This window comes from Corynebacterium sp. HMSC074A09 (assembly GCF_001811545.1).
GTDB classification, from domain to species: Bacteria; Actinomycetota; Actinomycetes; order Mycobacteriales; family Mycobacteriaceae; genus Corynebacterium; species Corynebacterium hiratae.
In genome coordinates, this window is the sequence record NZ_KV805126.1 from 12,626 (window position 1) to 36,221 (window position 23,596).

The window sequence follows — 23,596 nt, forward strand, 5'->3', positions numbered from 1 at the left end:
CCAATCGCTGGCCACAGCAGGGAGTGCAGCTCGGACTCGTTCGGGTCGTTGGCGCGGGAGATGAAGCGCTCGTCGATGCCGCCGGCGACCACGACGTCGGCCTTGCCCAGTGCACTCTTGCTGCATAACCCAGATAAAGATCCAGCCCACTCTCGACTAGGGCGAGGCGGGCTGAACGATTAAACGAAGCTTGTCACGGCGCACGACACCCCGCCAGACGGACGAACAAATGAGCAGGCAGTGAATGCGGTTGAATGGACGGTGTCAAGTTTTCGTGGCTGGGTGAATTTCCTTGCATCATCAATCGCATGTAGAAATCGCGTAGATCGTGTAGGCTCACACGCAGCACTAACAGCCCGAAAGAAGAAGAACAAGAAAGCATAAAGGAGGCGAACCGCGATGATGACCCATAACAATCAGCCGCTAGGACGCCTCTTTAAGCAACTCTTCTAACAGGCTGACTTGACCATTTCCCGGGAAAGCGGCCCTGCTTATCCCGGACGTTGGTGCCAGCCGCGCGACCCGCGCGCACAACTTATAAGTCAGCCGCCCAAGCAGGCCCTTTCTCACGAACTGCGTTACGCAAACGCAGAGAAAGGCTCTCTTATGCGCCTGCACAACTTCGCCTCCATTGTTGAAGACAAGACGGTGGCGCAGGCACAACTCGTCGCTGACCTGCCCTTCGTCTACCCACACGTGGCGCTCATGCCTGATGCCCACTTTGGCAAGGGCTCCTCGGTCGGCACCGTCTTCGGCACGCTGCGTGCCGTCATCCCGGCGGCCGTCGGCGTGGACATCGGCTGCGGCATGATTGCCGTGCGGACCCACCTCACGCACGCGGATATCCAGGACTTCGCGCTCGAGGACCTGCGCACCGCAGTCGAAGACTCCATTCCGCTCTCGCCCGGCAATTACAACGGTTGGATCATGGACCCGCGCACCGAGGCTCGTACGCGTGAGCTCGCGCAGCTGGCCCAGGACACCGGCGTGGATCTCGGCCACTCCAAAAACTGGCGTCAGCAGCTGGGCAGCTTGGGCGGTGGCAACCACTTCATCGAGCTGTGTCTCGACGAAGAGGGCCGCGTCTGGCTGTTCCTGCATTCTGGCTCGCGCGGCGTGGGCAACAAGATTGCCCAGAAACACATCAAGGCCGCGCAGCGCCACTGCGAGAAGCATTGGATCCAGCTCGCGGACAAGGACCTGGCCTACCTCGTCGAGGGCACGGAAGAGTTCGACTCCTACATTGCGGATCTCCACTGGGCACAGCACTTTGCGCTGCTCAACCGCGATGAGATGATGGACCGCTTCCTCGACTGCGTCGCCACCTGGTCCGGCGCGGATCGCGAGACCCTCGAGCTCGAGCGCATCAACTGCCACCACAACTACACCCAGCGCGAGAACCACTACGGTAAGAACGTGTGGCTCACGCGTAAGGGCGCCATCAAAGCAGACGAAGGCGACCGCGGCCTCATCCCCGGCTCGATGGGCACCGCTAGCTACGTCGTGGAAGGCAAGGGCTACCCGCCGGGCCTCAAGTCTGCGCCGCACGGCGCGGGTCGCGTCATGTCGCGCACCCAGGCCAAGGCCCGCTTCACCGAGGCGGACCTTGCCGCACGCATGGAAGGCATCGTCTACCGTCCCGGCGCCGAGTTCGTCGATGAGATTCCGGACGCCTACAAGGACATCGACTGCGTGATGGCCGATGCCGCCCAGCTCGTCGAGGTCAAGCACACCCTGCGCCAGATCCTCAACGTCAAGGGCACCTAACCTGCGCCATGATGGGACCGTCACTTTTAGTGACGGTCTCTTTTGAGCTTTCCGACGCCCCCTCCTCCTGCAGCGTCGCATCAGCACGACGCTTTGCCTTATGCAAGGAAACGAAGTGCGTGACCACTATTGATTACTGCTTATTTATCGCGAAGGGCTGGAACTGCTCGGCCGGTCGGGGGTGAAAGCTGAGTATTAAACTGCGTCGAGGCGAGTTGGCGTTCAGCATCGTCGACCAACATGAAAACATCGTCAGCGAAGTAACCGAGAAGCCCGCCCGCACCGATGACTTTCTTACGCAGAATGCCAGCCTCGGTGAGTGAATCGAGCGCATCTCGGGCCGTGCTTGTCGATGAAATCCCCAGCTCGGACTTCACGATGGACACCGTGACCAAAGGCATGGCAGGAAGCTTCTTGAGCAGTTGGAACTCCGTTGAATTCGATTTCAATGCGCGCTTGCTTCCTTGCGCAGTGCGGTGGTGATTGACCTTGTCCATCCATTCTGCTTCTAGCGCGGCGACGCTATCCGCAAGTTCAGCTGCTTTGGTGGTGGCGACTTGTGCAGCCTCGACGAAGAAAGAGATCCATGCCAGCACGTCACCCTCGCGGAATTTCGTGAGTCCGTCGACGTAACGGTCACCGAGCGTTGCCAGCACCATACTGACAGGGAGAACCGCAGCATCGGTGAGCCCTCTGCGCTGCAAAAGTGCGTGAATCATGGCTCGTCCCACGCGCCCATTCCCATCCGGGAATGGGTGGATGGTCTCGAACTGTGCATGAACGAGCGCTGCTTGAACGAGCGCGGCGTGGTCTGCCCCGTTGAAGTATTCAATGAGATCATCGAGGAGTTCTGGGACTTGCACGGGAGGCGGGGGAACAAAAGCTGCATCGATGGGGTGATAGTCAGACCCGCCAATCCAGTTTTGAGTAGTACGTACTCCTTGTAAAGGCTTTTCTGCAACGAGCGCTGTCTGCATTGCAACAATGTCATCCAGGACTAGCTCGTCTTTGTAAGCCAAGTCTGCATTGATGGTGTCGAGGATGGCGACATTGCGGGCGACAGCTGTTGCGGATTCTTTGAAACCCCGAATTCCGGAATCTGATTCACGCGCGAGGATCGCCATGGCCACTTTGTCGGAGTTAGGAGCGATTCCCTCGATCCGGGAGGAAGCGACGGCCTCAGAACGGAGCAGGAGTCGCGCAACGCCTTCAAGGGAATGGGTATTGTCTCTCATCCCAAGATTGTGAATCTCCCGCTCGATGCGAACGATACGTCGCGAGAGCTCGGACGGAAGCTTCAACGACATGCCTGCAAGTGGATCGGGAACGAAAGCGTGATACTTACCTCCTTGTTTGGCGCGTCGAGAAAGACCGCTGCCATCAGCGGGGATCCATTCCAATTCGACTGTTTTTGCCACAGCTGACTCCTCTCATGCGCTTGGGGCATTGGGGATAAGGTTTATCTCGGTAGATTGATGTCCTAGTTTACCGGGATAGCTGTTATCCCGGTGGACTGCGAGCGCAATGCGCCAGATAACTCTTATCGTGAGTCACTGCCTTGTTAAAGACGCTTGATACGGTCCTATGCTTCGTATGACACTGGATGAGTGGAAAAGATTAACGGAGTTCCAGTAACCGGTAAGATGCTTCAATGTTTTGCTGACGAGGCGGAAGCCGGATATAACCTCGAAGTCTTGTGTAAACGGGGACGGCCGAGTTGGTGAAGGCGCATGACGCACTCGATAGGGAAGTGGACAAAGTATTTGGTGCTTCGCGAAAGCTGACCACCGAACGTCAACGCCAGGAGCTACTGTTCTCCAATTACGCGAAACTCACCAACAATTAACCCAACGCTTGTTCGAACATGCCGCGCCCATGTTTTGGGATGCGGTCCATGGTCGGGAACATGATTTTCCTCAACGAATACAACGAACCCTGTAAGTTGTCCGTGATCGATACGTCTGCCGGTAAGATGGAGAGGGGGTTGCTATGAGGTGGCCAGCGCACTGCGCGCCACCGCATGCTTCCTCGAAACTTTAGAATTACTGCCTGATGTGCCGACTGTGCGGGATTGTCAGCGCGACGCAGACGAGCTAGCCAACATTGTCGACTCACTCTGCGACGAAGTCGCAGCCGACGAACGGCATCCCCTTAATCGATTCGGTGACGGGGTCGATGGTGGCCGAGGCTATTCAGCGGATGCTGGCTGGGGAGGCGATGTACTGAATTCGCAAGGACTGGAACGACCGCGGCCTCCTCGCTCCATGGGTGCGCGTGGTCGGACAGGGCACTGAAAGTGATGTGCGCAATCCTTCCACCAAAGGGTGCGTGAGTACCGACCGATTCTGCCGGACGGCACCCGCTCTAAGGCCTCACTGATGTAGGTGCAAGTGGCGTGGCCAGCGATCGTGGACGAGGACGCTTGGCAGCAGGTTTCCGATGAGCTTGACGCGAGGAAGCGGGTCCAGAACTTCTACCAGCCCGGCACCGGTACGGCGAAGCAACTGTACCCGTTATCAGATCTGATCAGCAGCTCGACATGTGGAACTGCGATGATTCACCGAGGTTCCGTCTATCGGTGCATCCAGCCGGCGCGCGGCGGGTGTCCACAGATCGATCCGCTCCGCCGAAATCTCCAAACTCGTGGAGGAGGCGGTGCTGGCAACGTTCAAGCAGATCCTCCTGAACCCCACCAAACGCCAAGCAACCGGCGGTGGCTTGACTGCGCGGGGCAGGCTTACTGCGACGCTCGACGCGGACCGAGAGCGTCTAGTGCACCTGAATGATGGCCATTACGACGGGCTCGTCGATAAGGTCATGCGGGTGCGGCAACGCGCGCGAGTCGCGGGACGGATCGAAGCCACCCGCCGCGCCCAACTCGCACTGTGTGGCGCGAGACACCAAGAACCAGGTCGCCATGCTCCGCGCCGAGGCTGACGAACTCCGCAATCTACCAGTGAACGATGTCGCACGCTTGATCGAGGCCAAACGTGCCGATCAAGAGCAGCAGTGACGGCAAGTGGCGAAACGGGAGCGGCAGATCAGAGAGCCGTTCGAGCACGACCGGTACCGCAGCGATCCGCGACGCGACGGGCCGACACCGGGCCTGTAGGCCAGCGCATCTCGGCAGCAAGCACGCCCTCAGAAGCTAGGGTGTGGGACCTGAATGCTCGGGTATACTAACGAAAGAGAGCGAACTTCTCTCCGAGAACGAGTTCAAAGGAGAAAGATATGGCCGTTTTTTACTCTTTCCACTACGACCGAGATGTTCATCGAGTGCAACTCATCGAACAGATGGGAGCACTCGAAGGGCAACCCATCCTTAATCATCAAGAATGGGAGACTGTCAAGAGCGGTGGCGACAATGCCATCAAAGAGTGGATCTCTGACAAGATGAAGTGGAAGTCAGCCGTCATCGTCCTTGTTGGCAAAGAAACTGCGTCGCGTGAATGGGTCCACTATGAGATCCAGAAGGCATGGGATGACAAGAAGCCTCTTCTCGGTATTCGGATCCATGGCCTGTCCTCAATGGGAAGTGTCGATTCATCAGGCCCCAACCCCTTTGACAGAGTCTCAGGCGTCTCAGGAGTTCCGATCTTTGATCCGACACAGACCGACTGGACAGGGAAGATCGATTCCAAAGCCACCTACAACTACCTGAAGGATCATTTGACGACATGGGCAACGCAGGGCAAGACTCGTCTGTGACGGCTGAACCCAATTGCCCGTTTTGCACAATTGTGCAACGGAACGATCCTGATGCGCGCGAGGTGTATCGGGACGATCAGGTGGTGGCATTCTTTCCCACGGAACCAGCCGTACTGGGCCACACCATGATCGTCCCGCGCGTGCATGTCCCGTTTATTTGGGAGTTGCAAGACGACGATGCCGAGCACATCGGTCTACTAATCTCGCGCATGTCACGGGTAATCGTGGAAACCATCGGGGCCGAAGGGCTTAACGTTATTCAGTCGAACGGCGAAGTCGCCACGCAGAGTGTCAACCACGTTCACGTCCATCTCGTTCCGAGATGGAAGGATGATGCCATCGGACGCATCTGGCCTCCGGAGACTCATTACTCTGAACACGCGAAAGATGAAACTTGGGACGCGCTTCGCGACGCTTGCAGAAGGCTTCGGCCATGACGGAGCGAGACGGACCGAAGACCAGGGCCACGAGCGAAACCGTTTGGCTAAAGCACCTCGACTACGTTCAAAGCGTCGTGTCTCGGATGGCCCATTCCTCGACGCAGGCGAAGAGCTGGCTCCTGCCGGTGGTCACCGCGACATTCGGATACGCGCTTACCCAACGATCAGGAACTGTGGCAATACTAGGAATCGCAGCTATTCTGCTCTTCGGCTACATGGATGCGAGTTACCTGCGGCAAGAGCGAGCGTACAGGCGACTTTATAATGCCATCGTTGCGGGAGAAAGGGTTCCCGAACTCTCGCTCGACCCGCATGATATCGACCGAAATATCCCAGACGCGGATGGCGATCCATCACCGCAGGACAGGGATGACAAAGGGCTAGGATTTTGGAAAAATTTGCGGACAGCCTTCTACGGCTGGTTTTTCTTTGATCCTAGAGTCTGGTTCTCGTGGTCGATCTTCCCCTTCTACGGCGGGTTCCTCGCCGTGGGAATCGCGGTTCTTTGGTATGCAGCCACCCACTGAGCCAAACGGCCCGCACTGAACAACGCCTCAACGTGACCTAGCCAGATTTACGCTTCCTCAAAACCAGCCCAGGGTTACACGACACCGCGATAGGTGACCTGAGCCACCATGTGCGACCATCGGTGAGGATGCCGTCGTAGCGAGACTTATCATGGGCCATTCGAGTCTTGGCATAGTCTTGGAGCTACTTAATGTAGCTGTAGTCACCCGTGAGGTTTGTCAGGGGTTTCTCACGCCAATGTGAGGCCGGAAAGACGAAGCTGGCATTACACCAGGTAAGCCTTGTTATGCTTATCGAAGGTTTGTCTGTGGTGGCCCTTGATCGTGGTCTTGCCCGGTTGAGCTGTAGATTTTCGTGAATTGGTAAAGGGAATAGAGGCGTCACAATGGCAAAGTTGAACCTGCGCGCAGTCGAGGAACGAACGTCGAAACTAGGTGGCCGTGCCGAATATGATCGCGAGTTCTTGTTCGATTTGCTCGAAGCCTATGGTCGCGCCAAATCTTCAATTACGCGACTGCGGTCGGGAAACCTCGATGTCGCGCAGGATCCTTCGCGAGAAGTAGCGCAGAAGAATGTCGTTTACTTCCATGAATCAGAACCGGGGCAGGCTTTCGATGATCTTGTTCGGCTGTCGACTGCGGCTCACGTCACTCGGTATACTCCGCGCTTTGTCATCGCCACGGATTATTCAGAGCTTGTTGCGCTTGATATGAAGACGCAGGAGAATCTCAAGACTCCGATTGGTCAAATTGATCAGCACTTCACGTTCTTCCTTCCGTGGGCGGGCATGGAGAAAGTCCAGTATGTCAGCGATTCGCATGCTGATGTTCGTGCCGCAGAGAAGATGGGAAAGCTCTTCGATGAGCTTTTCGAGGCAAATCCGAACCTTGCGGACGGAAAGGCTGGCGTTCACAGCCTTAACGTATTCTTTACTCGCCTTTTGTTCTGCTTCTTTGCGGAAGATACCGGCATCTTTGCACCGGACGTGTTTACGACTGCAATTGGTTCGCAGACTCAGACCGATGGCAGCGATATGCGTGATTTTCTCATCGCAGTTTTCCATGCATTAGATACTGCTAAGGCTGACGATAAGCCTGCCAATTTGAGGGACTTCCCATATGTCAATGGTCGCTTATTTAGCGAAACAGCTGACATATCTGTTCCAAAATTCACCGGAAAGGCTCGCCAGCACCTGATTGAGCTCGGTAATTTGAACTGGAAAGATATCAACCCGGACATTTTTGGCTCGATGTTTCAAGCGGTTGTTACTCCCGGCCAACGCTCGGACATGGGCCAGCACTATACTTCGGTGCCTAATATCCTGAAGACTATTGAGCCGCTGTTCCTTGATGAGCTTAAGGATGAATTCGATGCGTCATTCGATAGCATTCCGCGATTGAACAGACTTTACGATCGCATTGCACTGATTAAGGTATTTGAAACTTTCATGCCACGACGGATACAAACGCGCGCGAACTACGATTTAGCTGCCTGACTGGTTCACCGACGTAACCTCGCGCTTCATTGGACGTCGAAAGTCTTCGACTGTTTTTCATTATCTTCGACCCAGTGAACGGTTAGCTTTGTGCCTGCGGTGCCCATCGAATACGAGACTGGCACTTTCCAGATGACCCCAGGTTCCAGCGTGATTGGCTGATCATCCACAAGGAGTCTCATAAGGCCCGATGCGGCTTGGCCTTCGAAGGTCACCGCTTCAGCAGCGAGATCACCAGTATTGGTAACCTCAAACCAGTGTTTCGTTTCCTATTTGATCTTGCCGCGCTTGTCAATTTCCTTTTCGTGTCGCTCGCTCTTTGACTCGACGCGGAAGCGGACGCCGAGCGGCTCATGGCGCACCCCGACCACGGAGAGATCGATTTTGACTAGGTCATGCTCGACGGCAGCCCAGACTTGGTTCTCCAGTTGACGGATGTCATCGAATTCTCCGAGCAGTCCCCGCTCCTTGATTTCATTCTTGAAATTTCGGAGACCCTCGAGTTGCGCAGTATCGACGTCATGAGGCAGTGGGGCTCTTGAGAAAAACAGGTGTACCGGTTTCCCGCTGTTTACTGCTCGCTCAATCTCTTCAACTGTTCCCGACACTGCATCTGGTGTTGGTGAGCCGAGTCGGCTGCCGAAGAGCGCGACCACGATGTCGGCTCCGTCGACTCCCTGGGTGTTGATGATCTCCTGAGAGTGACCTCCGAGCAGCGGTACAGAATTGGTCTCCCACCGCCACGGCAGTAAGACTACATTCCGAGTCGTCGCGTGGAGTCGATTCCATGAGTGCAGAGCGCCCTCGACTGCATCTCGGGCATCGGGTACGTCGGATGGGGAGGCGACGAGAACGCGCAGAACGGTTGCCGGAAAGCTCATGACTTTATTCAACGTGTCTAACTGCCCGGGTGACGAGAGGAGAGTCCTAGGACCACTAGGAACTGGTCGCGATTGTCTGTTCGCTGCCGTCGCGGCGCAGGCCCTGTCGCGCGCGGCCAAGGCGGGCGATACCTCTCCCGGGGCCGTGACGGCGGCGATCAAGACGACGGCCGAGTGGCTACACAATACGCCGGCGATCGCGCGCGATTCCTATATCAATCCGCGGGTGATCGAGCTGTTTGAAAAGGGCACGGTCATCTCGGGTAAGGCGACCGACGCGAAGGTGCGGGCCCTGCTGACCTAGGCTTCGTCGCTCTCCGGCCACGTGATGGGCGTGGGCGACACATCGCGGGCGGCGAAGCGTTCCGAGCCGATTCCGGCGGCGACGACGAGCACGATGCCAAGGACCTGGATTGGCAGCGGTACTTGGGCGAGGACGATCGCGCCGATAAGCACGCTGATCGCGGGCTCCAGCACATGAGGGTGCCGAAGGCGGCCGGGGCCATGGCACGCAGCGCGACGATTTCGAAGGCGAGAGGGATGACCGGCATCAGGAGTGCGAGCCCGAGCGCCGTGGCGATGACCGGCAGGGACAGGTACGGCAGCGCCTCGGGTAGCCCGATGGGCGCGTAGGCGATGGCGACGATCGGGATGGTGTAGGCGAGGGCGCTGATGCCGGAAAACCGATCACCGACGCGTTGGGTTAAGACGATATACAGCGCCCACCCGAGCCCGGAGCCGAGGGCGAACAGGATGCCGACGACGTCGACGTTACCGATCCAGGGCCGGGTCAGTAAGACGACGCCGATCATGGCGAGGGCGGGATAGGAAAGGGCGCGCCGCGAGGTGCTTGTGAGCGCGGCAAGGACGAGTGGGCCGAGGAATTCCAGAGCCACGGCGGTGCCGAGTTAGATGCGCTGGATTGCGGCAAAAAGAAGAAAGTTAGCGAGCCGGTGGTGACGCCGAGGGCGGTGACGAGACCGGCGTCACGCCAGGTCATACCGCGCAGGCGCGGGCGCGCGATTGCCAGGATGAGGACGGCGCCGGCGGCCACGCGCAGCCAGGCAGCCCCGCGCGGCCCGACGTCGTTGATCAAGCCAACGGCGAAGGCTTCCGAGAGTTGGACCGAAAGCATGGCAAGGACGGCGAGTAGCCAGGGCGGCACCTCGGCCGCACGGGCTTGCTGCTTGTCGCGCCATAGGCTCACCCTTCCAGGCTAAACCCTGCCTTGGCCATTGCCCACGCCTGCGGTTCAATGGAGCTATGACCCGACCCACGATCATGTTTGTGTGCGTTCACAATGCAGGCCGCTCCCAGATGGCGGCGGCTTTTGCCAAGACGCTGTCCGGCGGACGCATTGAGGTCCGCTCCGCGGGCTCCGCCCCCGCTGATTCGATCAACCCCGTGGTACGAGAGGCGATGGCGGAGGTCGGGATCGATCTGGCCGCGGCGCGCCCGAGGGTGCTGGTGGCTGAGGACGTGCAATCCTCCGACGTCGTCATCACGATGGGCTGCGGCGATGCGTGTCCGTTTTTCCCGGCACGCGCTATGAGGATTGGCAGCTGGCCGATCCGGCTGGGCAGGACCTTGCCACCGTGCGCGTGATCCGCGACGAGATTCAGGCTCGGGTGCGCGAGCTGGTGGCGAGCCTGCAGCCCTAGGCGCCGCGCCGACGCATTTGACCCCGCCCTCGACTTAGGTTAGGATAACCTCAATTTGTGGTGCGGCGCAGGAGGGAATGCACATGGCGAAACGGGGTTTTGAGGGCGTGCTGACGCGCGGATTTGGAGCGCGCGACCACAGCGCAACAGTCACGGCCGTGACCTACCTCGCCCCGCATTTCGTGCGAATCCACCTGGTGAGTGCAAGTCTGCTTGCCGAGGTCGTTCTCGCGCCCACGGCCTGGCTGCGGTTCTGGTTCCCCGATCCGGACGGCAGCGACCAGGAACATCAGCGCGGCTACACCATCGTCGAGGCCGACCCGGATACCGGTGAGTTCGCGATCGACGTGGTGCTGCACGAACCTGCCGGGCCGGCCTCCAGCTGGGCAAGCCAGGCACAGCCGGGCGATACCATCGCGGTCACTACGCTCGGCTCGACGGGTTTCGTCCTGCCCGAGGAACTACCCGACGGATACCTCGTCATTGGTGATGCCGCGTCGCTGCCCGCCATCAATTCAATCCTCGAGGTGCTTCCATCCGAGCTGCCGGTCGAACTGTACCTGGAAGAGCACACGCTCGATGACCACATGCTGGAAATCCGCACGCATCCGCGCGCGCGAGTGCATTGGGTGCCGCGCGTCGATGAGGCGAGCCTGGCGGCGGGACTGGCTGCGCGGGACTGGTCGAACTGGAGCGCGTGGGTGGCGTGTGAGTCCGACAGCTTGAAATATGTGCGTCGCCGCCTGATGAACGATTTTGGCTTCCCGAAGTCCGAAATCCAAGCCCGCGCCTACTGGTGTTATGGGCGGGCATTCGGCAAAAAACGCCCCAAGGATCTGCCCGAGGCTGCCGCCGCGCAGGTACCTGCGGCCGGCGAGGCTGCGCCTATCAGCGGGACGTGGCGGGCTGAGGCCGGTCGGCGCCTGCTCGCCCCGCTGCGCACAACCTTCATCCTGGCGGCGATCGTGCAAGCGCTGGCCACACTCGCGCAGCTGGCCCCCTACGTCCTGCTCGTCGAACTCGCCCGGCTGCTGCTCGTCGGCGCCGGCACCGACGCGCTCATCCGCCTGGGCTGGTGGGCCGGCCTGGTCCTTATCGCGGGCGCGCTACTCACGACCGGGCTGATGACCTGGCTGCACATCGTCGATGCGCGCGTCAGTCAGGACCTGCGCACCCGACTGCTGATGACGCTCGGACGCGTGCCCCTCGGGTTTTTCGATACCCGCAGCGCGGCGCACATCAAGCAGCTGGTGCACGATGATCCGCTGGCGATGCACTACCTCATCACGCATGCGGTGCCCGATGCGGTCGGCGCCATCGTCGCGCCTGTGGCCGTCTTGGGCTACCTGTTCGTGATCGACTGGCGGGTGGCGCTCACCCTGCTGCTGCCGGTGCTCGCCTACCTGATCGGCATGTACATCATGATGACGCAGTCGGGCCCGCGCGTAGTGCAGGCGCCGCAGTGGCGCCAGCAGATGGCCAGCGCTGCTGACGCCTACCTGCAGGGGCAGGCCGTCGTACGCGTCTTCGGGGGTGCAGCCGCCGCGCCCTTCACCCGGAGCCTGCGAGACTACCTCGATTTCCTGCGATCCTGGCAGCAGCCGCTCAGCGGCCGCAAAACCTTCATCGATCTGGTCACGCGCCCCGCGACGTTCCTGTTCCTCAGCTGCGTGGTGGGCACCGCGCTCATCACCGCGGGCATGATGGATCCGATCTCGCTGCTGCCCTTCCTCTTTCTTGGCACGACGTTCGGTGCGCGGCTACTGGGCGTCGGCTACGGTCTGCAGGCGCTGCGCGACGGTATGCTCGCGGCACGCCGAATCCAGGTCATGCTCGACCAGGAGCAGCTGTCCACGCTGCCTGAGGTCGAGCATGCGGCGAGCGCGCCGAGGCCCGCTGGTCTCGTCGAGTTCGATGATGTGAGCTTTGGCTACGACGCGTCTACCCCCGTGCTGTCGGGCGTCTCGCTGCGCCTGGCGCCCGGTACCATCACTGCGCTCGTGGGCCCGTCCGGTGCGGGTAAATCCACCCTGGCGAGCCTGCTTGCCCGGTTCTACGACGTGACCGACGGCGCAATCCGCATCGGCGGCCACGATCTTCGTACGCTCGAGGCATCACAGCTGTATTCGCGGGTTGGCTTCGTCTTCCAGAATCCGCAACTGGTGCGCGCCAGCGCCCACGAGAACATCGCGCTCGCCCGCCCGGATGCCAGTCGGCACGAGGTGGAGCAGGCTGCCCGCGCCGCTCACATTCACGAGCGCATCCTCGCCCTACCGGACGGCTATGACACGATCCTGGGCGCTGACATCGCCCTATCCGGCGGTGAACGCCAGCGCATCACCATCGCCCGTGCGCTGCTGGCCGACTGCCCAATCCTCGTGCTGGACGAGGCGACGGCATTTTCCGACCCCGAATCCGAATACCTCGTCCAGCAGGCGGTCAGCCGCCTGACCGCCGGACGCACCGTGCTGCTCATCGCTCACCGCCTGCACACCATCACTGGCGTCGATACCATCGTTGTGCTCGATGGCGGCCAGATCATCGAGCAGGGTCGGCACGAGGAACTGCTCGCACGCGGCGGTCGCTACGCCGAACTCTGGGCAGCCGCCGAGACGAAGGCCACCTCATGATCCGCACGCTCATTAACCTGCTGCCACCGGCCCAGCGCCGCCATATCACCCCCTACCTGGCGCTCACGGCGCTAAGTATCGCGCTACGCGCCGCAGCGGCGCTCGCCCTCATTCCGCTCATCTCGGCCCTGTTCAGCTCGCAGCCGGGTGATGCCTGGCGCCCTCTGGCCATGATCGCGATCGCTACGGCGCTTGGCTGGGGGTGCGATAGCGCCGCGGCCCGCCACGCCTACGCTGTTGGCTTCGTGCTGCTGGATCACGCTCAGCACACCGTCGCCGAGCGCATCACCACCATCCGATTGCAGTGGCTGACCGGCGATAACCTGGCCACCACGCGTCAGGCGGTCGCTGCCACCGGTCCCGAACTCGTCGGGTTGATCGCCTACCTGGTGACGCCGCTGCTGAACGCCCTTATTCTTCCGGCCGCGATCGGCATCGGCCTGCTGTGGTTTTCTCCGACGCTCGGCGCTGCAGCGCTGGCGTTCCTGCCGCTGCTGCTTGGCGCCCTCGTCCTCTCGATGCGCCTGGCGCGCAGCGCCGACGCCGCCGCGGATCGCGCCCACGCCCAGCTGTCCGAGCGCCTCCTGGAGTTCGCCCGCACCCAGCAGGCGTTGCGCTCCGCCCGCCGCGTCGATACCGAGAGCAGCCATGTCGGCCAGGCACTTGCCGCGCGCACTCATGCGATGAGTCGACTGCTCGCCTACCGCGCGCCCGAGCAGCTGGTTTTCACTCTGCTGACCCAGCTCGCCCTCATTGCGCTCGGCGCCCTCGCGGTCAGCCGCGCCGTCACCGGCGAGGTTTCCCCCGCCGCCGCGATCGCGCTCATCGTCGTCATCGTCCGCTTCTTGGAGCCCCTGGCGCTCGTGGCCGATATCACCGCCGGCTTGCAACTGACCACGAACGCACTGCGCACCATCCACACCGTGCTTGCCGCACCGCGCGAGCACCCCGGAACCGCGACACCAACCCTCTCAACCGCTCCCCAGATCGAGGTCGCCGACGTCACCTTCGGTTATGACGCCACGCGCGAGCGCCCCGTGCTTGACGGCCTGAACCTCACCTTCCAGCCGGGCACCACAACCGCGATCGTCGGGCCTTCTGGCTCGGGCAAATCCACCCTGCTGTTCCTGCTGGCCGGGCTCCACCAGCCCACCTCCGGAAGCATCCGTATCCAGGGCACGGACCTCGCCGAGCTCACTCCCGCCGCCCGCCGCGCCCTCATCGCCGTCATCTTCCAAGACCCGTACCTGTTTGACGGCACACTGCTGGACAACATCTCCATCGGTAATCCCCACGCCACCGGCGAGCAGATCGAGCGCGCCACCGCACTCGCGCGCGTGGATGCCGTTGCCGCGCAACTCACCGACGGCATGGCCACAATGGTCGGCGACGGTGGCACGCTGCTATCGGGCGGGCAGCGCCAGCGCGTCTCGATCGCCCGCGCCCTGCTCAGCTGCGCCCCCGTGCTGCTAGTCGATGAGGCCACCAGCGCGCTCGATACCGAAAACGAACGCGCCGTCGCCGCTGCCCTGAGCTCGGAGACCACGCCCCGCACCCGCATCATCGTCGCGCACCGCCTGTCCTCCATCCGCCAGGCCGACCGCGTCATCTTCTTCGATGCCGGCCGCGTCATCGAGGACGGCAGCATCGAGGACCTGCTCGCCCTTGATGGCCGCTTCGCCGCATACTGGCGCCAGCAGCAGGCCGCCAGCGCTTGGCGCGTGCGCTAGTGCTCCCGCCAAGCCCTACGGTAGATTCAACGCCCTAGCCTACGTGACCCAGCTCACCGCCGGGTTGAAAGGATGGCATCAAGAAACGCTGTGCAGCAATGGCTCTGGTTTTTGCAGCTACGCTCGCCGGTTGTGGCGACGAGACCGCACCTGAGAGTTCGGCCTCGCCTGCCACGAGATCACCCCCCGACCACCTCAGCTCCTTCCATCAGCGCAAAGCTCAGCGTTGACAGCACGGATAAGCCCCTGACATCTGCCGCGTGCGCCACGATCGACGGGGAATCAACGGTGTCATTCGAAACACCGGATCAGCCGCAGTCGTTGCTCACCGTCAAGGTTGCCGATGGCGCCGTCAAGGATGTGATATGGCAAGCCGGCAACACCCTGCACTCCTGGGGAGGCGACTACTTTGGACGTGACCCGCTCGTGAGTGTTGACGCAGACCGCTGGCGGATCGAGGCCTCCGTGCGTGAAATCAGCGGCGACGGTGCGGCCGAACTCAAGGCTATGGAAATCCAAGCGGAGATCGACTGCACGTCTGACGAGAGCCATCATCGCGACGACCCGTATCAGTCGGTAGCCAACGGCCAGTACGCACCGAGCCCTGAGCGCAAAGCTCAGCTCGAGCCACTCGATGCTCTATTCGCCAAGACTCAAAGCGAGGTGATAATCGACGGGCAGGCAGCGACCGTCACGAAAACGTCATGTGACCCCAGCTTCGTCGCTAAAACCAATGTGAGGGCCGATCTTGAGATCGGCGGAGAATCAGCATCCCTATCGTGGGACTTCACCGATCCCGCCGTGCCAAAAGCCGTGGAGTTGCGTCTAACGGGCAACCAGCTTGGCTGGCAGCACGAAAAAACGTCCTACCCGCACACCGGGTCGAGGGCAAAGCCCACGCACTGCGCGGCACGGTCTATTCCGATGACCTGTCCAAAACCAGCACCATCGAGCCCGTCATTTTCTGCGAAGCAAAAGTATGGACACATCGTCTTGGGAACCTACTGCTGCTCAATCGCCGGAAAAACTCCAGTGCTTGCAATTATGACTTCGATGTTAAGAAGGAGAGGTACTTCAAGTCGGGGAAAGGCGTGGCGGTGTTCGCACTCACCACGCAGGTACTTGGAGAACCGGTGTGGACTCCGAGTGTTATCGAGCGACGTCAGAAAGAGCTTTTGGAGATCTTGATTAAGGAGTGGCAACTCTAATCACACCCTGGCGCCTGCCCAATGTCCGCCTTGATGGCTACTACTTGGGTGCTGCCGTCGCGGAAGTGGAAAGTCACCGTACCGTCGATGTTAACGGTGCCTTTGTCGAGCAAAGCTACGCAGAGGTATGGGTTGAAGGCCAACTGTTCAAGTTCAAGGTTGGCGGTCTCTTGCCTGTAGTAGTGGTAGGCGGCTAGTCGGTTGTGCTTGTTGTGGATTTCGTCGACCACGGCAGCGTGCTCAGCTAACAGCGCCTGGTGCTGTTCGTGGCTAGCGTTGAACGCCTTCTCGTAAACCTGTTGGTCTTGCGCGACGCGTGCGTTGTGAGTGATTAGTGATTCGAGCTTTTTCGATACCTGGTCGATCTGGGCGATCAGTCCGGCTGCTTCGACTTCGAGGTCGCTGGTGTCGAGCGCGTCGAGTACGGCGTGGTTGACGGTGTCATCGGCAGGTGAGCCGAAGCGGAGGCGGATAGCCTCGAGGAACATGTATTTGAGTCGTTGATCGCTGATGTGCCCGGTGGCGCATTTTTCCTGGCCTGCGTATTTGTGGCCGCACCGCCAGATGACCTTTTCGTACTTACTGCCCGCGTGCCAGGTTTTCGAGCCGAAGAAGTGCCCGCACTGGCTGCACTCCAAGGTTGATGAGAAGGGCCGGGTGCGATGCTGGGTTCGCTGATCTCTAGCCCCTTTAGCTATTTCGGCTTGGACGAAGTCCCACACTGCCGGGCTGATGATCGCCTCATGGCTGGCGGTGACGTAGTACTGGGGTACTTCGCCTTGGTTGATGACTTGACGTTTCGTCAGGTAGTCAGCGACGTACGACTTCTGCAGGAGAGCGTCACCCTTGTATTTCTCGTTGGTGAGAATCGCTCGTATGGATCGGTAATACCAGGTCTTGTTGCCTGCGGCGGTGAAGGTCTCTGGTTCGTCGGTGAGGGTGCGGGCGATCGTTCCGATGGACATGCCACCTAAGTACATGTTGTAGATCCGGCGCACGAGTTTGGCTTGCTCGGGGTTGATGACGAGGCTGCCGTCTTCGCCTTTGTCGTATCCGAGGAAGCGGGAGTATGGGACGGTGACCTTGCCGTCGGCGAAGCGTTTGCGGTGTCCCCAGGTGACGTTTTCGGAGATGGAGCGGGCTTCTTCTTGCGCCAGCGAGCTCATGATGGTGATGAGGAGCTCGCCTTTGGCGTCGAAGGTCCAGATGCCTTCTTTCTCGAAGAAGACCTCCACGCCTTTGTCTTTGAGGGCTCGAACGGTGGTGAGCGAGTCGACGGTGTTGCGGGCGAACCGGGACACACTCTTGGTGATGATCAGGTCGATCTTGCCGTCGAGCGCGTCGGTGACCATCTGCTGGAATCCAGCGCGGTGTTTGGTTGAGGTGCCTGTGATGCCTTCATCGGTATAGACCTTCACGAACTGCCAGCCCGCGTGATCGCTAATGTAGCGGGTGTAGTAGTCGACCTGGGCTTCGTAGGACGTCACCTGATCGTCGTGGTCGGTGGACACGCGGGCATACCCGGCGACCCTGCGCAGGGTTGTCTGTCCAAGTGGAGCACCAGTGTGGAGCGCTCGGGTGGCGGGGATTGCTGTGACGGTGCGGGCCATTTAGCGTTCGCCTCGCTCGGCGCGCAGGCGCTCAGCCTCTGCCTTGGCCACGGCCCGGTACTTCGCCAATGCTTCTGGTGGTGTTGGTGCTTGCCGTGGGTTGTTCAACCCGAGCCTTTTGGCTTCTGCCCAGCGGGCACGCAAGAGTTCACCCCAGGCGGCTTTTCTTGCTGGGGTCCACGAGCTCTTCTTCAGGTTTGGTCGCCACGTGTGCGAGCTGCTGGTGCCATCGGTGTAATGAAACGTGTAATGGTCTTTTCCCTGCACTTCGATGTGGTCGATACGCTCGTTGAACACCTCTTGGTCGAAGGTATCGATACCCAGGACTCGCGCGATGAAGCCTTTGAGTGCCGTGTCAGAGATCTCGCAGGTGCCGCATCCGGTTTTGCGGCCTTTCTTGCGTTCGGTGCAGATCCAGTGCTCGGTGGAGATCGAGTTTTGGGTTTTCGGATTGCGTACGTTGCGCACAAACGAGCAATCGCAGGACACGCATTTGATCTTCGACGTCAACGCCACAGTTTCGATGGACCAATTTGCGCGGGCACCGAGCTCGCGACGTCGAGCGATCTCGGTTTGTACAGCGGTGAAGGTGTCGCGGTCGATGATCGCGGGGATCGCGTTTTCCACCAGGTATTGCGGCAACTGGCCGGTGTTGCGTACTGCTCGTCCAGGCCTGCCTTCCGGAGTCGACCAACGGCCCAACAGGAGGTCGCCGGTGTAGTGCGGGTTCTTCAGGATGTGACGGACCCATTCGCCGGGCATCTTGTTATCAGCCAGGTGCGGAACCCTACCGTCAGCGATGAGCTGCGCGGCCATCTTTTCGCACGAGGTCTTCTTCATGTACTGGGCGAAGATCCAACGCACCACGGCTGCTTCTTCTTCGATGATCTGCACGTCGGTGCCGTCAGCGGAGTCGGTGTAACCGTACAAGTGGAAGCCGTTCGCTTTGCCTTCTTCGAAGCCTTTCCAAATGCGCCACTTCACGTTTTGGCTGATTTGCTCCGATTCTGCCTGCGCGAAAGACGCCAGCAGGGTGAGCATGAGTTCTCCGTCAGCGCTGGTTGAGGAGATGTTCTCTTTTTCGAATCGCACCTCCACCTCGAGGTCTTTCAGCTCGCGGACGGTTTCGAGCAGGTCGACGGTGTTGCGAGCGAATCGCGAGATCGACTTGGTGAGGATCAGGTCGATTGCCCCTTTCCGGGCGAGGGCCAGCATTTCTTGGAACTGGGGTCGATGCGTGGTGGTTCCAGAGATTCCAGAATCGGCGAACACTCCGGCGAACGTCCAGCCAGGAGTGTCGTGAATGAGTTGCTGGTAGTAGGAAACTTGGGTGGACAAACTCAGCGGTGTGCGCTCGGTTTCCATGCTGATGCGGGCATACGCTGCCACTTTCACAAGCGGAGAAGCACTGATCGGTGGCGGGGTGATTTGCTCCATTCTCTTCAAGGTATTTCTCCTAGTCAGACAGGGTTTCAGGTTGTATCCATACATCACTCAAACCCTCGAGATAGTCAACGAAACTGGCTCTTTGTAGGGCGGCCAAGGGCGCATCTGGGGCGTCGAGACGCTGGCACACGGTGATGGCTTCGCGTGGGGTGAGGATGCCGCGTTCGAGAAGCTGCTTGACCTGCGTGAGCTGGCGATGAGCCATCAGCTCGGCTGCCATGTTCATCGTTTGCCGCCACGGGTGTTGAAACGGTGCTGGATGTAGCACGGGTGGCAGCAGTACTTGCGTTTCACCTGGCTCGTGCGAGCCACAGTGACCTGTCGGTGGCAGTTCGCGCAGACCAGTTCTTCGGTGACCACCCTGCGGTGGGTGGCCCACCAGGCTCGTCGACAGGCAGTGGAACAGAACTTCGATCCTTGCCGGAGCTCGATTGGCTTGCAGCAGTGCAAACACCACACTCCAACTGGGTCCGTGACCTGCTCAACGGCAGGATCGACGGTGATGCCGTGTCGCAGACAATAGGTCTTGACACTGTTGGCGTTGAGATCCAGGTGCGCGGCAATACGAGAGTAGGCAACTCCTGCAGCGCGCATCATCTGGATGTGATGGCGATCAGTCTGGTTCAGAGCCATGAGCAGGCCCTCCTGGCAACGAGGCGAAAGGTGGTCGCCCATACGCCGGTCACGCCAGACGAAACCGGACAGCAGAAACAAAGCTCCCTGCCGCGTTCGCACCCGTGGCTGGGATCTGCGCCTCTATTCAGATAAGGCAGCAATTCTTTGCTCAATTCACAATGCGGGCCGATCGACGTGTGAACCGCGACAGAGCAAGGGCGGGTGAAGATGACTGACGACGACTTTGAACTCCCGGTATTTCTCGACGACCAGTCGTACCGAACCTGTTCAGAATGCGGCTCAGATTGTGTCCCTGACCCGTTTGTTGCAGGCGAAGGTGAAGGCATCCGTATCGCGTTCATCTGCCCGAGCTGTAGAGTGCAGTCCGTCATCGACCCGTTCGAAGACACGCGGTAAACACCAGCTCCGCAAACGCACAAGAGGCCCCGCCACCACCTCGATGAAGGTGATGACGGGGCCAAGGGTTGATTTCGCGTGGGTTAGCTGATGCCGAGCTTGTCGTTGACGCGTTTCTGCACAGCGGCATAGTTGCCGCCGAGGCGGCGCTTGCGTTCCTCACCGTTGCCATAGTCTCCACGGATCACCGCATCAGCCAGGGCATCGATGTTGACGGATGGCTTGGTGGGGTTTCCTCCGGTGAGCTTCTCGTTGACGCGCTTTTGCACGGCCGCGTAGTTAGCTCCCAGTCGGCGCTTGCGTTCCTCACCGTTGCCGTACTCGCCTCGGATTACCGCGTCGGCGAGGGCGTCGATATTGGCGGAGGGCTTGGGCGTGGGCGGTGTGGACCTTGCCGGTGCTGTGGGGGGGGCGGGCTTAGTGCCGCTCATGCGGTCGTACCAGTACTGGGCGCGTGCCATGTAGGCCGCATGCTGGGAGCCTGCGAGCGAGGCCGGGCATTCGGTGGAAGCGATACAATGAGTGGAACCATGACGACGGCGTACATTGCCCAACGGCGATTCTGGTTGAAAGGAATCGTCGCGTCGTTACGGAACACTACGGTGTAAAGTACGGTGGCCGTCGCCAACCCGAGCAGGATCCAGAAAAATGTTCCAGGAACCCAGGGTCGGAGTACCCCACGCCCTTGACGTTTTTGACGTAGGCCTTCCCTGCACCCATCACCGCGGTGTATAGCACGGCAAGCCAAATTGCCTTCTTCATTAGCTCTCCTTGAGTGGGCCAGGCCCGTTAGATTAGATGTTTCCTCGGGGCATTGGCCCCGGGATATCTGGTGGCTGAACGATAGCGGAGGATACCAGTGTGGCGTCCACCGTGGCCACGATGTGACGATGAGGGACGCCGGCTCGTGCTTCCTGTAATAGACGTGCCAAGGTTGCGATGAGCTCAACGGTTGAGGTCTGCTGCGAAGTGGTCCCGATCAAAGAGAGCGAGAGCCGCGCGAGCAACCACCTCCGGCTCCGTAATCGGGATGGCGTGACCAGAATCACGTGCCACGATGAGCTGGGCACTTGCTGTCCGAGCGGCAGATAAGTGGTGGGCCTTGCGGATTGCCGCACGCATCTTTTCGCTCTCGCCGACCATCGCTTGGGCGCCACTGATCACGGTCACGGGAGAGCCGTAGTGCTGATCGTCGGTTGCTAGCTGCGCGAGACCAGTACGCAACGATCGCAATTCGGCAGCGGCCGCACGTGCTGCTGAAACGGTCGTAGAGTCCTGAAGCACTCGTGTCATCACGTCCGGCGGCAGCCCTCGGAGAATGGGGGTGTACATCGCAGAAAGCAACCGCAGCCGAGCAAGCGACACTAGACTCAGGCGCTGCAGGGCCAAGGACAGCGGGCGGAACTTATCCAAGAGGTGTTCATCGCTTGGATCGACGAGCACAAGTCCTGCGACGCGCTCGATGCGGCCCGCCGACATGCCCTGTGCAGTACGTACGATGGGACCGCCCCAGCTATGTCCGACGAGGACGACAGACTCGTAAGATTGAGCTTTAACGACACACGCCAGGTCGTTAGCGAGTCGTTGCAGTTTCCGCGTAGCTGGATCCGGATCGCTGTCGCCGATGCCCGCCCGGTTATAGGCGACCACGCGGCAGTGGGGCGCAAGGTGGCGCATGACCGGAATCCAGTAGTGTGCGCTCATCCCCAGGCCAGCCTCACACACGACCAAACGCGGCCCCTCGCCGAGGCTGATCGATGCTAAGCGTCTACCGTCAGGAGTCACGACCACATCACGGGTGGGCATCGGCTGCATAGGCGTGCCTTTCTCGCGGTGACCGGTGTGGGTTCGAACGGCGTGATCATACCAACGCCGCTCACACAGACAAAGATAGGCTACCCTAATTCATCCTGACCGAGGAAGCTGTGAAAGCAGGATTGACCGTAGAAGGATCTGACCCCCGTGGGGTAGACACCTGATATCCAACCCTGTCGGGTTGGGAAGAAAGGTAATCTACCGCCATGCCTAGGTACTCCGAAGAGTTCAAACGTAATGCCGTGGCTCTCTACGAAGTGAAGCGTCCTGTAACTTCACCGCTACGTGGATAAACCGAACCATCAGCAATTTCAAAACCAGCAGGCAAAGTAGTTTTCATTTTTTAAGAGTAGCACGAAAACAACGGTGAAGAGGTTGCGTCTGCTAGCTGTAAGAGGTCGTGACGTTGTTGACACGTACCGGGGCCAGCGAGGTCGGGGGGCGTCCCCGCAGGTGGTATGAGGCCGATGGTAGTTGTAGTGGTTCACCCACACCGCCAACGCCTCACGCCGCTGGTTCTCTGAGGTGTATGGGCGGGCGTAGAGGACCTGATCGACCATTAGCCGGTTGTACCTCTCCACTTTCCCGTTATGGCGCGGGGTGTACGGGCGGATCCGGTGGTGCCGGCCCCCGAGCGAGACCACCTTCTGAGTGAACTCCGCGGCCCGGTAGTTGCTCCCGTTGTCCGTGACCACCCGGTCCACGGTGATGCCGTGGGCGGCGAAGAACGCCCTCGCCCGGCAGAAGAATCCGATCGTGGTCACCGCCTTCTCGTCCTCCAACGCCTCGGTGTACGCCAGGCGGGTGTGCCCGTCGATCGCTGAGTGCAGGTAGGTGTAGCCGACCCGCCGGCCAGACCCGCGCTTGGAAGCACGGCCGGCTTCGCTGTCACGTCCGTTGGCACGCCAGCCTCTCCCCTCGGGGATGCGCCCGATTTTCTTCACGTCCAGGTGCACCATGTGCCCCGGCGCCCGGGCGGTGATCTTCTGCGGTCGTTGGCGCAGGTTTTCACCCGTGGGCGCGAGGTCTCGCAACCGGGAGATGCCCAGCCGGTGCAGCCACCTCCCCACCGTTCGGAGGCACACTGGATGGCCTTCAGAGACCAGGTGGTGATGGATCCGGCGGGCTGACCACTTGCACTCCCGGCGCAGGGTGAGGATCTGGGTGACCAGGGCCGGGTCGAGCTGGGCAGGTGAACGGTGTGGCCGGCTCGAGCGGTCTTGCAGTCCTGCCTCGCCCTGGGCGCGGTAGCGGGCCACCCAGGTCGCCACCGTGGGCCGGCTGACGCGGAACTCGGCGGCCACATGGGCTTGCGGGATGCCCTCGTGCAGGTGGCGGTGGACCATGCGCAGACGGCCGGTGGGTGAGGTTACCCTCGTTTAGTGGACACCCTATTTGTACGGATCCTGTGTCCGTAGGAGAGGATGTTCATTGTGAGTCAACAGCGCAAGAAGTACACGCCGGAGTACCGGCGTGAAGCCGCAAACCTGGTAATCGAGTCAGAGCGCCCGATTGCCCATGTGGCTAAAGAGATTGGTGTCTCCGCCGGGCTTTTAGGGAAATGGGTCAAACTCGAGCGTGAACGCCGAGGAGCCTCCGATGGGATGAGTGAAGCTGATCTTCGTGCTGAGAATGCTCGCCTGCG

General features: G+C 60.4%; 22 protein-coding genes and 3 pseudogenes. 13 read left to right on the forward strand and 12 right to left on the reverse strand.

Going from position 1 to position 23,596, the window contains the following annotated elements:
* Positions 1-606: 606 nt before the first annotated feature.
* A complete protein-coding gene (locus tag HMPREF2807_RS03520) occupies positions 607-1,767 on the forward strand; it encodes an RtcB family protein (RefSeq protein WP_070510569.1) in 1,161 nt (386 codons plus the stop codon).
* A 140-nt stretch (positions 1,768-1,907) separates the two neighbouring features.
* Here HMPREF2807_RS03520 and HMPREF2807_RS13980 read toward each other — a convergent pair whose 3' ends face one another.
* Positions 1,908-3,185 carry a Fic family protein gene (locus HMPREF2807_RS13980; RefSeq protein WP_070510571.1) on the reverse strand — a complete coding sequence of 426 codons (1,278 nt, stop codon included), beginning with the start codon at positions 3,183-3,185 and terminating at the stop codon, positions 1,908-1,910.
* A 332-nt stretch (positions 3,186-3,517) separates the two neighbouring features.
* On the opposite strand from HMPREF2807_RS13980, the gene HMPREF2807_RS14335 reads away from it, so the two are divergent.
* Together HMPREF2807_RS14335 and HMPREF2807_RS14285 are read left to right on the forward strand one after the other, a co-directional pair.
* Complete coding sequence (locus tag HMPREF2807_RS14335; RefSeq protein ID WP_369816125.1) at positions 3,518-3,613, forward strand: hypothetical protein; 96 nt, start codon at positions 3,518-3,520, stop codon at positions 3,611-3,613.
* A gap of 257 nt (positions 3,614-3,870) precedes the next feature.
* A complete protein-coding gene (locus tag HMPREF2807_RS14285) occupies positions 3,871-3,993 on the forward strand; it encodes a hypothetical protein (protein ID WP_255365576.1) in 123 nt (40 codons plus the stop codon).
* A 543-nt stretch (positions 3,994-4,536) separates the two neighbouring features.
* Here HMPREF2807_RS14285 and HMPREF2807_RS13865 read toward each other — a convergent pair.
* A complete protein-coding gene (locus tag HMPREF2807_RS13865) occupies positions 4,537-4,686 on the reverse strand; it encodes a hypothetical protein (RefSeq protein WP_158010524.1) in 150 nt (49 codons plus the stop codon).
* A gap of 312 nt (positions 4,687-4,998) precedes the next feature.
* Here HMPREF2807_RS13865 and HMPREF2807_RS03530 point away from each other — a divergent pair, with 312 nt between their 5' ends.
* The 4 genes from HMPREF2807_RS03530 (at position 4,999) to HMPREF2807_RS14135 (ending at position 7,938) form a co-directional block, all read left to right on the forward strand.
* Positions 4,999-5,475, forward strand: coding sequence for a TIR domain-containing protein (locus HMPREF2807_RS03530; RefSeq protein WP_070510573.1), 477 nt, complete (start codon positions 4,999-5,001; stop codon positions 5,473-5,475).
* Positions 5,445-5,912, forward strand: a complete 468-nt coding sequence (locus tag HMPREF2807_RS13695) for an HIT family protein (RefSeq protein WP_070510575.1) — start codon at positions 5,445-5,447, stop codon at positions 5,910-5,912. Before HMPREF2807_RS03530 ends, HMPREF2807_RS13695 begins: the two co-directional genes overlap by 31 nt.
* Complete coding sequence (locus HMPREF2807_RS13700; protein ID WP_070510576.1) at positions 5,909-6,442, forward strand: hypothetical protein; 534 nt, start codon at positions 5,909-5,911, stop codon at positions 6,440-6,442. Before HMPREF2807_RS13695 ends, HMPREF2807_RS13700 begins: the two co-directional genes overlap by 4 nt.
* 386 nt (positions 6,443-6,828) lie before the next feature.
* Positions 6,829-7,938: a type IIL restriction-modification enzyme MmeI gene (locus HMPREF2807_RS14135; RefSeq protein WP_232751613.1), complete on the forward strand. Its 1,110-nt coding sequence runs from the start codon at positions 6,829-6,831 to the stop codon at positions 7,936-7,938.
* A 269-nt stretch (positions 7,939-8,207) separates the two neighbouring features.
* On the opposite strand, the gene HMPREF2807_RS13990 is transcribed toward HMPREF2807_RS14135, so the two are convergent.
* Positions 8,208-8,819 carry a hypothetical protein gene (locus tag HMPREF2807_RS13990; RefSeq protein ID WP_198531366.1) on the reverse strand — a complete coding sequence of 204 codons (612 nt, stop codon included), beginning with the start codon at positions 8,817-8,819 and terminating at the stop codon, positions 8,208-8,210.
* Here HMPREF2807_RS13990 and HMPREF2807_RS13870 point away from each other — a divergent pair.
* A complete protein-coding gene (locus HMPREF2807_RS13870) occupies positions 8,818-9,123 on the forward strand; it encodes a hypothetical protein (protein ID WP_049157405.1) in 306 nt (101 codons plus the stop codon). The genes HMPREF2807_RS13990 and HMPREF2807_RS13870 overlap by 2 nt on opposite strands.
* On the opposite strand, the gene HMPREF2807_RS14140 is transcribed toward HMPREF2807_RS13870, so the two are convergent.
* Together HMPREF2807_RS14140 and HMPREF2807_RS14145 are read right to left on the reverse strand one after the other, a co-directional pair.
* Positions 9,120-9,275 (reverse strand): hypothetical protein, encoded by a 156-nt coding sequence (locus HMPREF2807_RS14140; protein ID WP_187357596.1) that lies wholly within the window; start codon positions 9,273-9,275, stop codon positions 9,120-9,122. The two genes, HMPREF2807_RS13870 and HMPREF2807_RS14140, sit on opposite strands and share 4 nt — an antisense overlap.
* 352 nt (positions 9,276-9,627) lie before the next feature.
* The gene (locus HMPREF2807_RS14145; RefSeq protein WP_232751614.1) at positions 9,628-10,026 is read right to left on the reverse strand and encodes a DMT family transporter; all 399 of its coding nucleotides are present in this window, start codon (positions 10,024-10,026) and stop codon (positions 9,628-9,630) included.
* A 56-nt stretch (positions 10,027-10,082) separates the two neighbouring features.
* On the opposite strand from HMPREF2807_RS14145, the pseudogene HMPREF2807_RS03560 reads away from it, so the two are divergent.
* The 4 genes and pseudogenes from HMPREF2807_RS03560 to HMPREF2807_RS14150 all read left to right on the forward strand — a co-directional run bounded on the left by HMPREF2807_RS03560 (position 10,083) and on the right by HMPREF2807_RS14150 (position 16,048).
* Positions 10,083-10,480 (forward strand): annotated as a pseudogene (locus HMPREF2807_RS03560) (arsenate reductase ArsC).
* An 83-nt stretch (positions 10,481-10,563) separates the two neighbouring features.
* On the forward strand, positions 10,564-13,110 hold the full coding sequence (locus tag HMPREF2807_RS03565; RefSeq protein WP_070510587.1) for an ABC transporter ATP-binding protein/permease: 2,547 nt from the start codon (positions 10,564-10,566) through the stop codon (positions 13,108-13,110).
* The gene (locus HMPREF2807_RS03570; protein ID WP_049157408.1) at positions 13,107-14,840 is read left to right on the forward strand and encodes an ABC transporter ATP-binding protein; all 1,734 of its coding nucleotides are present in this window, start codon (positions 13,107-13,109) and stop codon (positions 14,838-14,840) included. The genes HMPREF2807_RS03565 and HMPREF2807_RS03570 overlap by 4 nt, the downstream gene beginning before the upstream one ends.
* A gap of 779 nt (positions 14,841-15,619) precedes the next feature.
* Positions 15,620-16,048, forward strand: coding sequence for a GmrSD restriction endonuclease domain-containing protein (locus tag HMPREF2807_RS14150; RefSeq protein ID WP_070491109.1), 429 nt, complete (start codon positions 15,620-15,622; stop codon positions 16,046-16,048).
* Here the strand turns inward: HMPREF2807_RS14150 and HMPREF2807_RS03580 are convergent.
* The 7 genes and pseudogenes from HMPREF2807_RS03580 to HMPREF2807_RS03605 form a co-directional block, all read right to left on the reverse strand.
* Positions 16,045-17,658: a recombinase family protein gene (locus HMPREF2807_RS03580; RefSeq protein ID WP_070510579.1), complete on the reverse strand. Its 1,614-nt coding sequence runs from the start codon at positions 17,656-17,658 to the stop codon at positions 16,045-16,047. The genes HMPREF2807_RS14150 and HMPREF2807_RS03580 overlap by 4 nt on opposite strands.
* Positions 17,659-19,095 (reverse strand): recombinase family protein, encoded by a 1,437-nt coding sequence (locus tag HMPREF2807_RS03585; protein WP_083306673.1) that lies wholly within the window; start codon positions 19,093-19,095, stop codon positions 17,659-17,661.
* 19 nt (positions 19,096-19,114) lie between these two features.
* Positions 19,115-19,324, reverse strand: a complete 210-nt coding sequence (locus tag HMPREF2807_RS03590; RefSeq protein WP_232751615.1) for a dihydroorotase — start codon at positions 19,322-19,324, stop codon at positions 19,115-19,117.
* Positions 19,325-19,326: 2 nt separating this feature from the next.
* On the reverse strand, positions 19,327-19,737 hold the full coding sequence (locus HMPREF2807_RS13875) for a hypothetical protein (protein WP_049157412.1): 411 nt from the start codon (positions 19,735-19,737) through the stop codon (positions 19,327-19,329).
* A 482-nt stretch (positions 19,738-20,219) separates the two neighbouring features.
* Positions 20,220-20,648 (reverse strand): annotated as a pseudogene (locus tag HMPREF2807_RS03595) (N-acetylmuramoyl-L-alanine amidase); the annotation flags it as partial.
* 433 nt (positions 20,649-21,081) lie between these two features.
* Positions 21,082-21,951, reverse strand: a complete 870-nt coding sequence (locus HMPREF2807_RS03600; protein WP_070510583.1) for an alpha/beta fold hydrolase — start codon at positions 21,949-21,951, stop codon at positions 21,082-21,084.
* Between the two features lie 384 nt (positions 21,952-22,335).
* Positions 22,336-23,297, reverse strand: a pseudogene (locus HMPREF2807_RS03605) (IS481 family transposase).
* 87 nt (positions 23,298-23,384) lie between these two features.
* Between HMPREF2807_RS03605 and HMPREF2807_RS03610 the strand changes: the two are divergent.
* On the forward strand, positions 23,385-23,596 hold a 212-nt coding region (locus tag HMPREF2807_RS03610), incomplete at its 3' end, for a transposase (protein ID WP_198531367.1).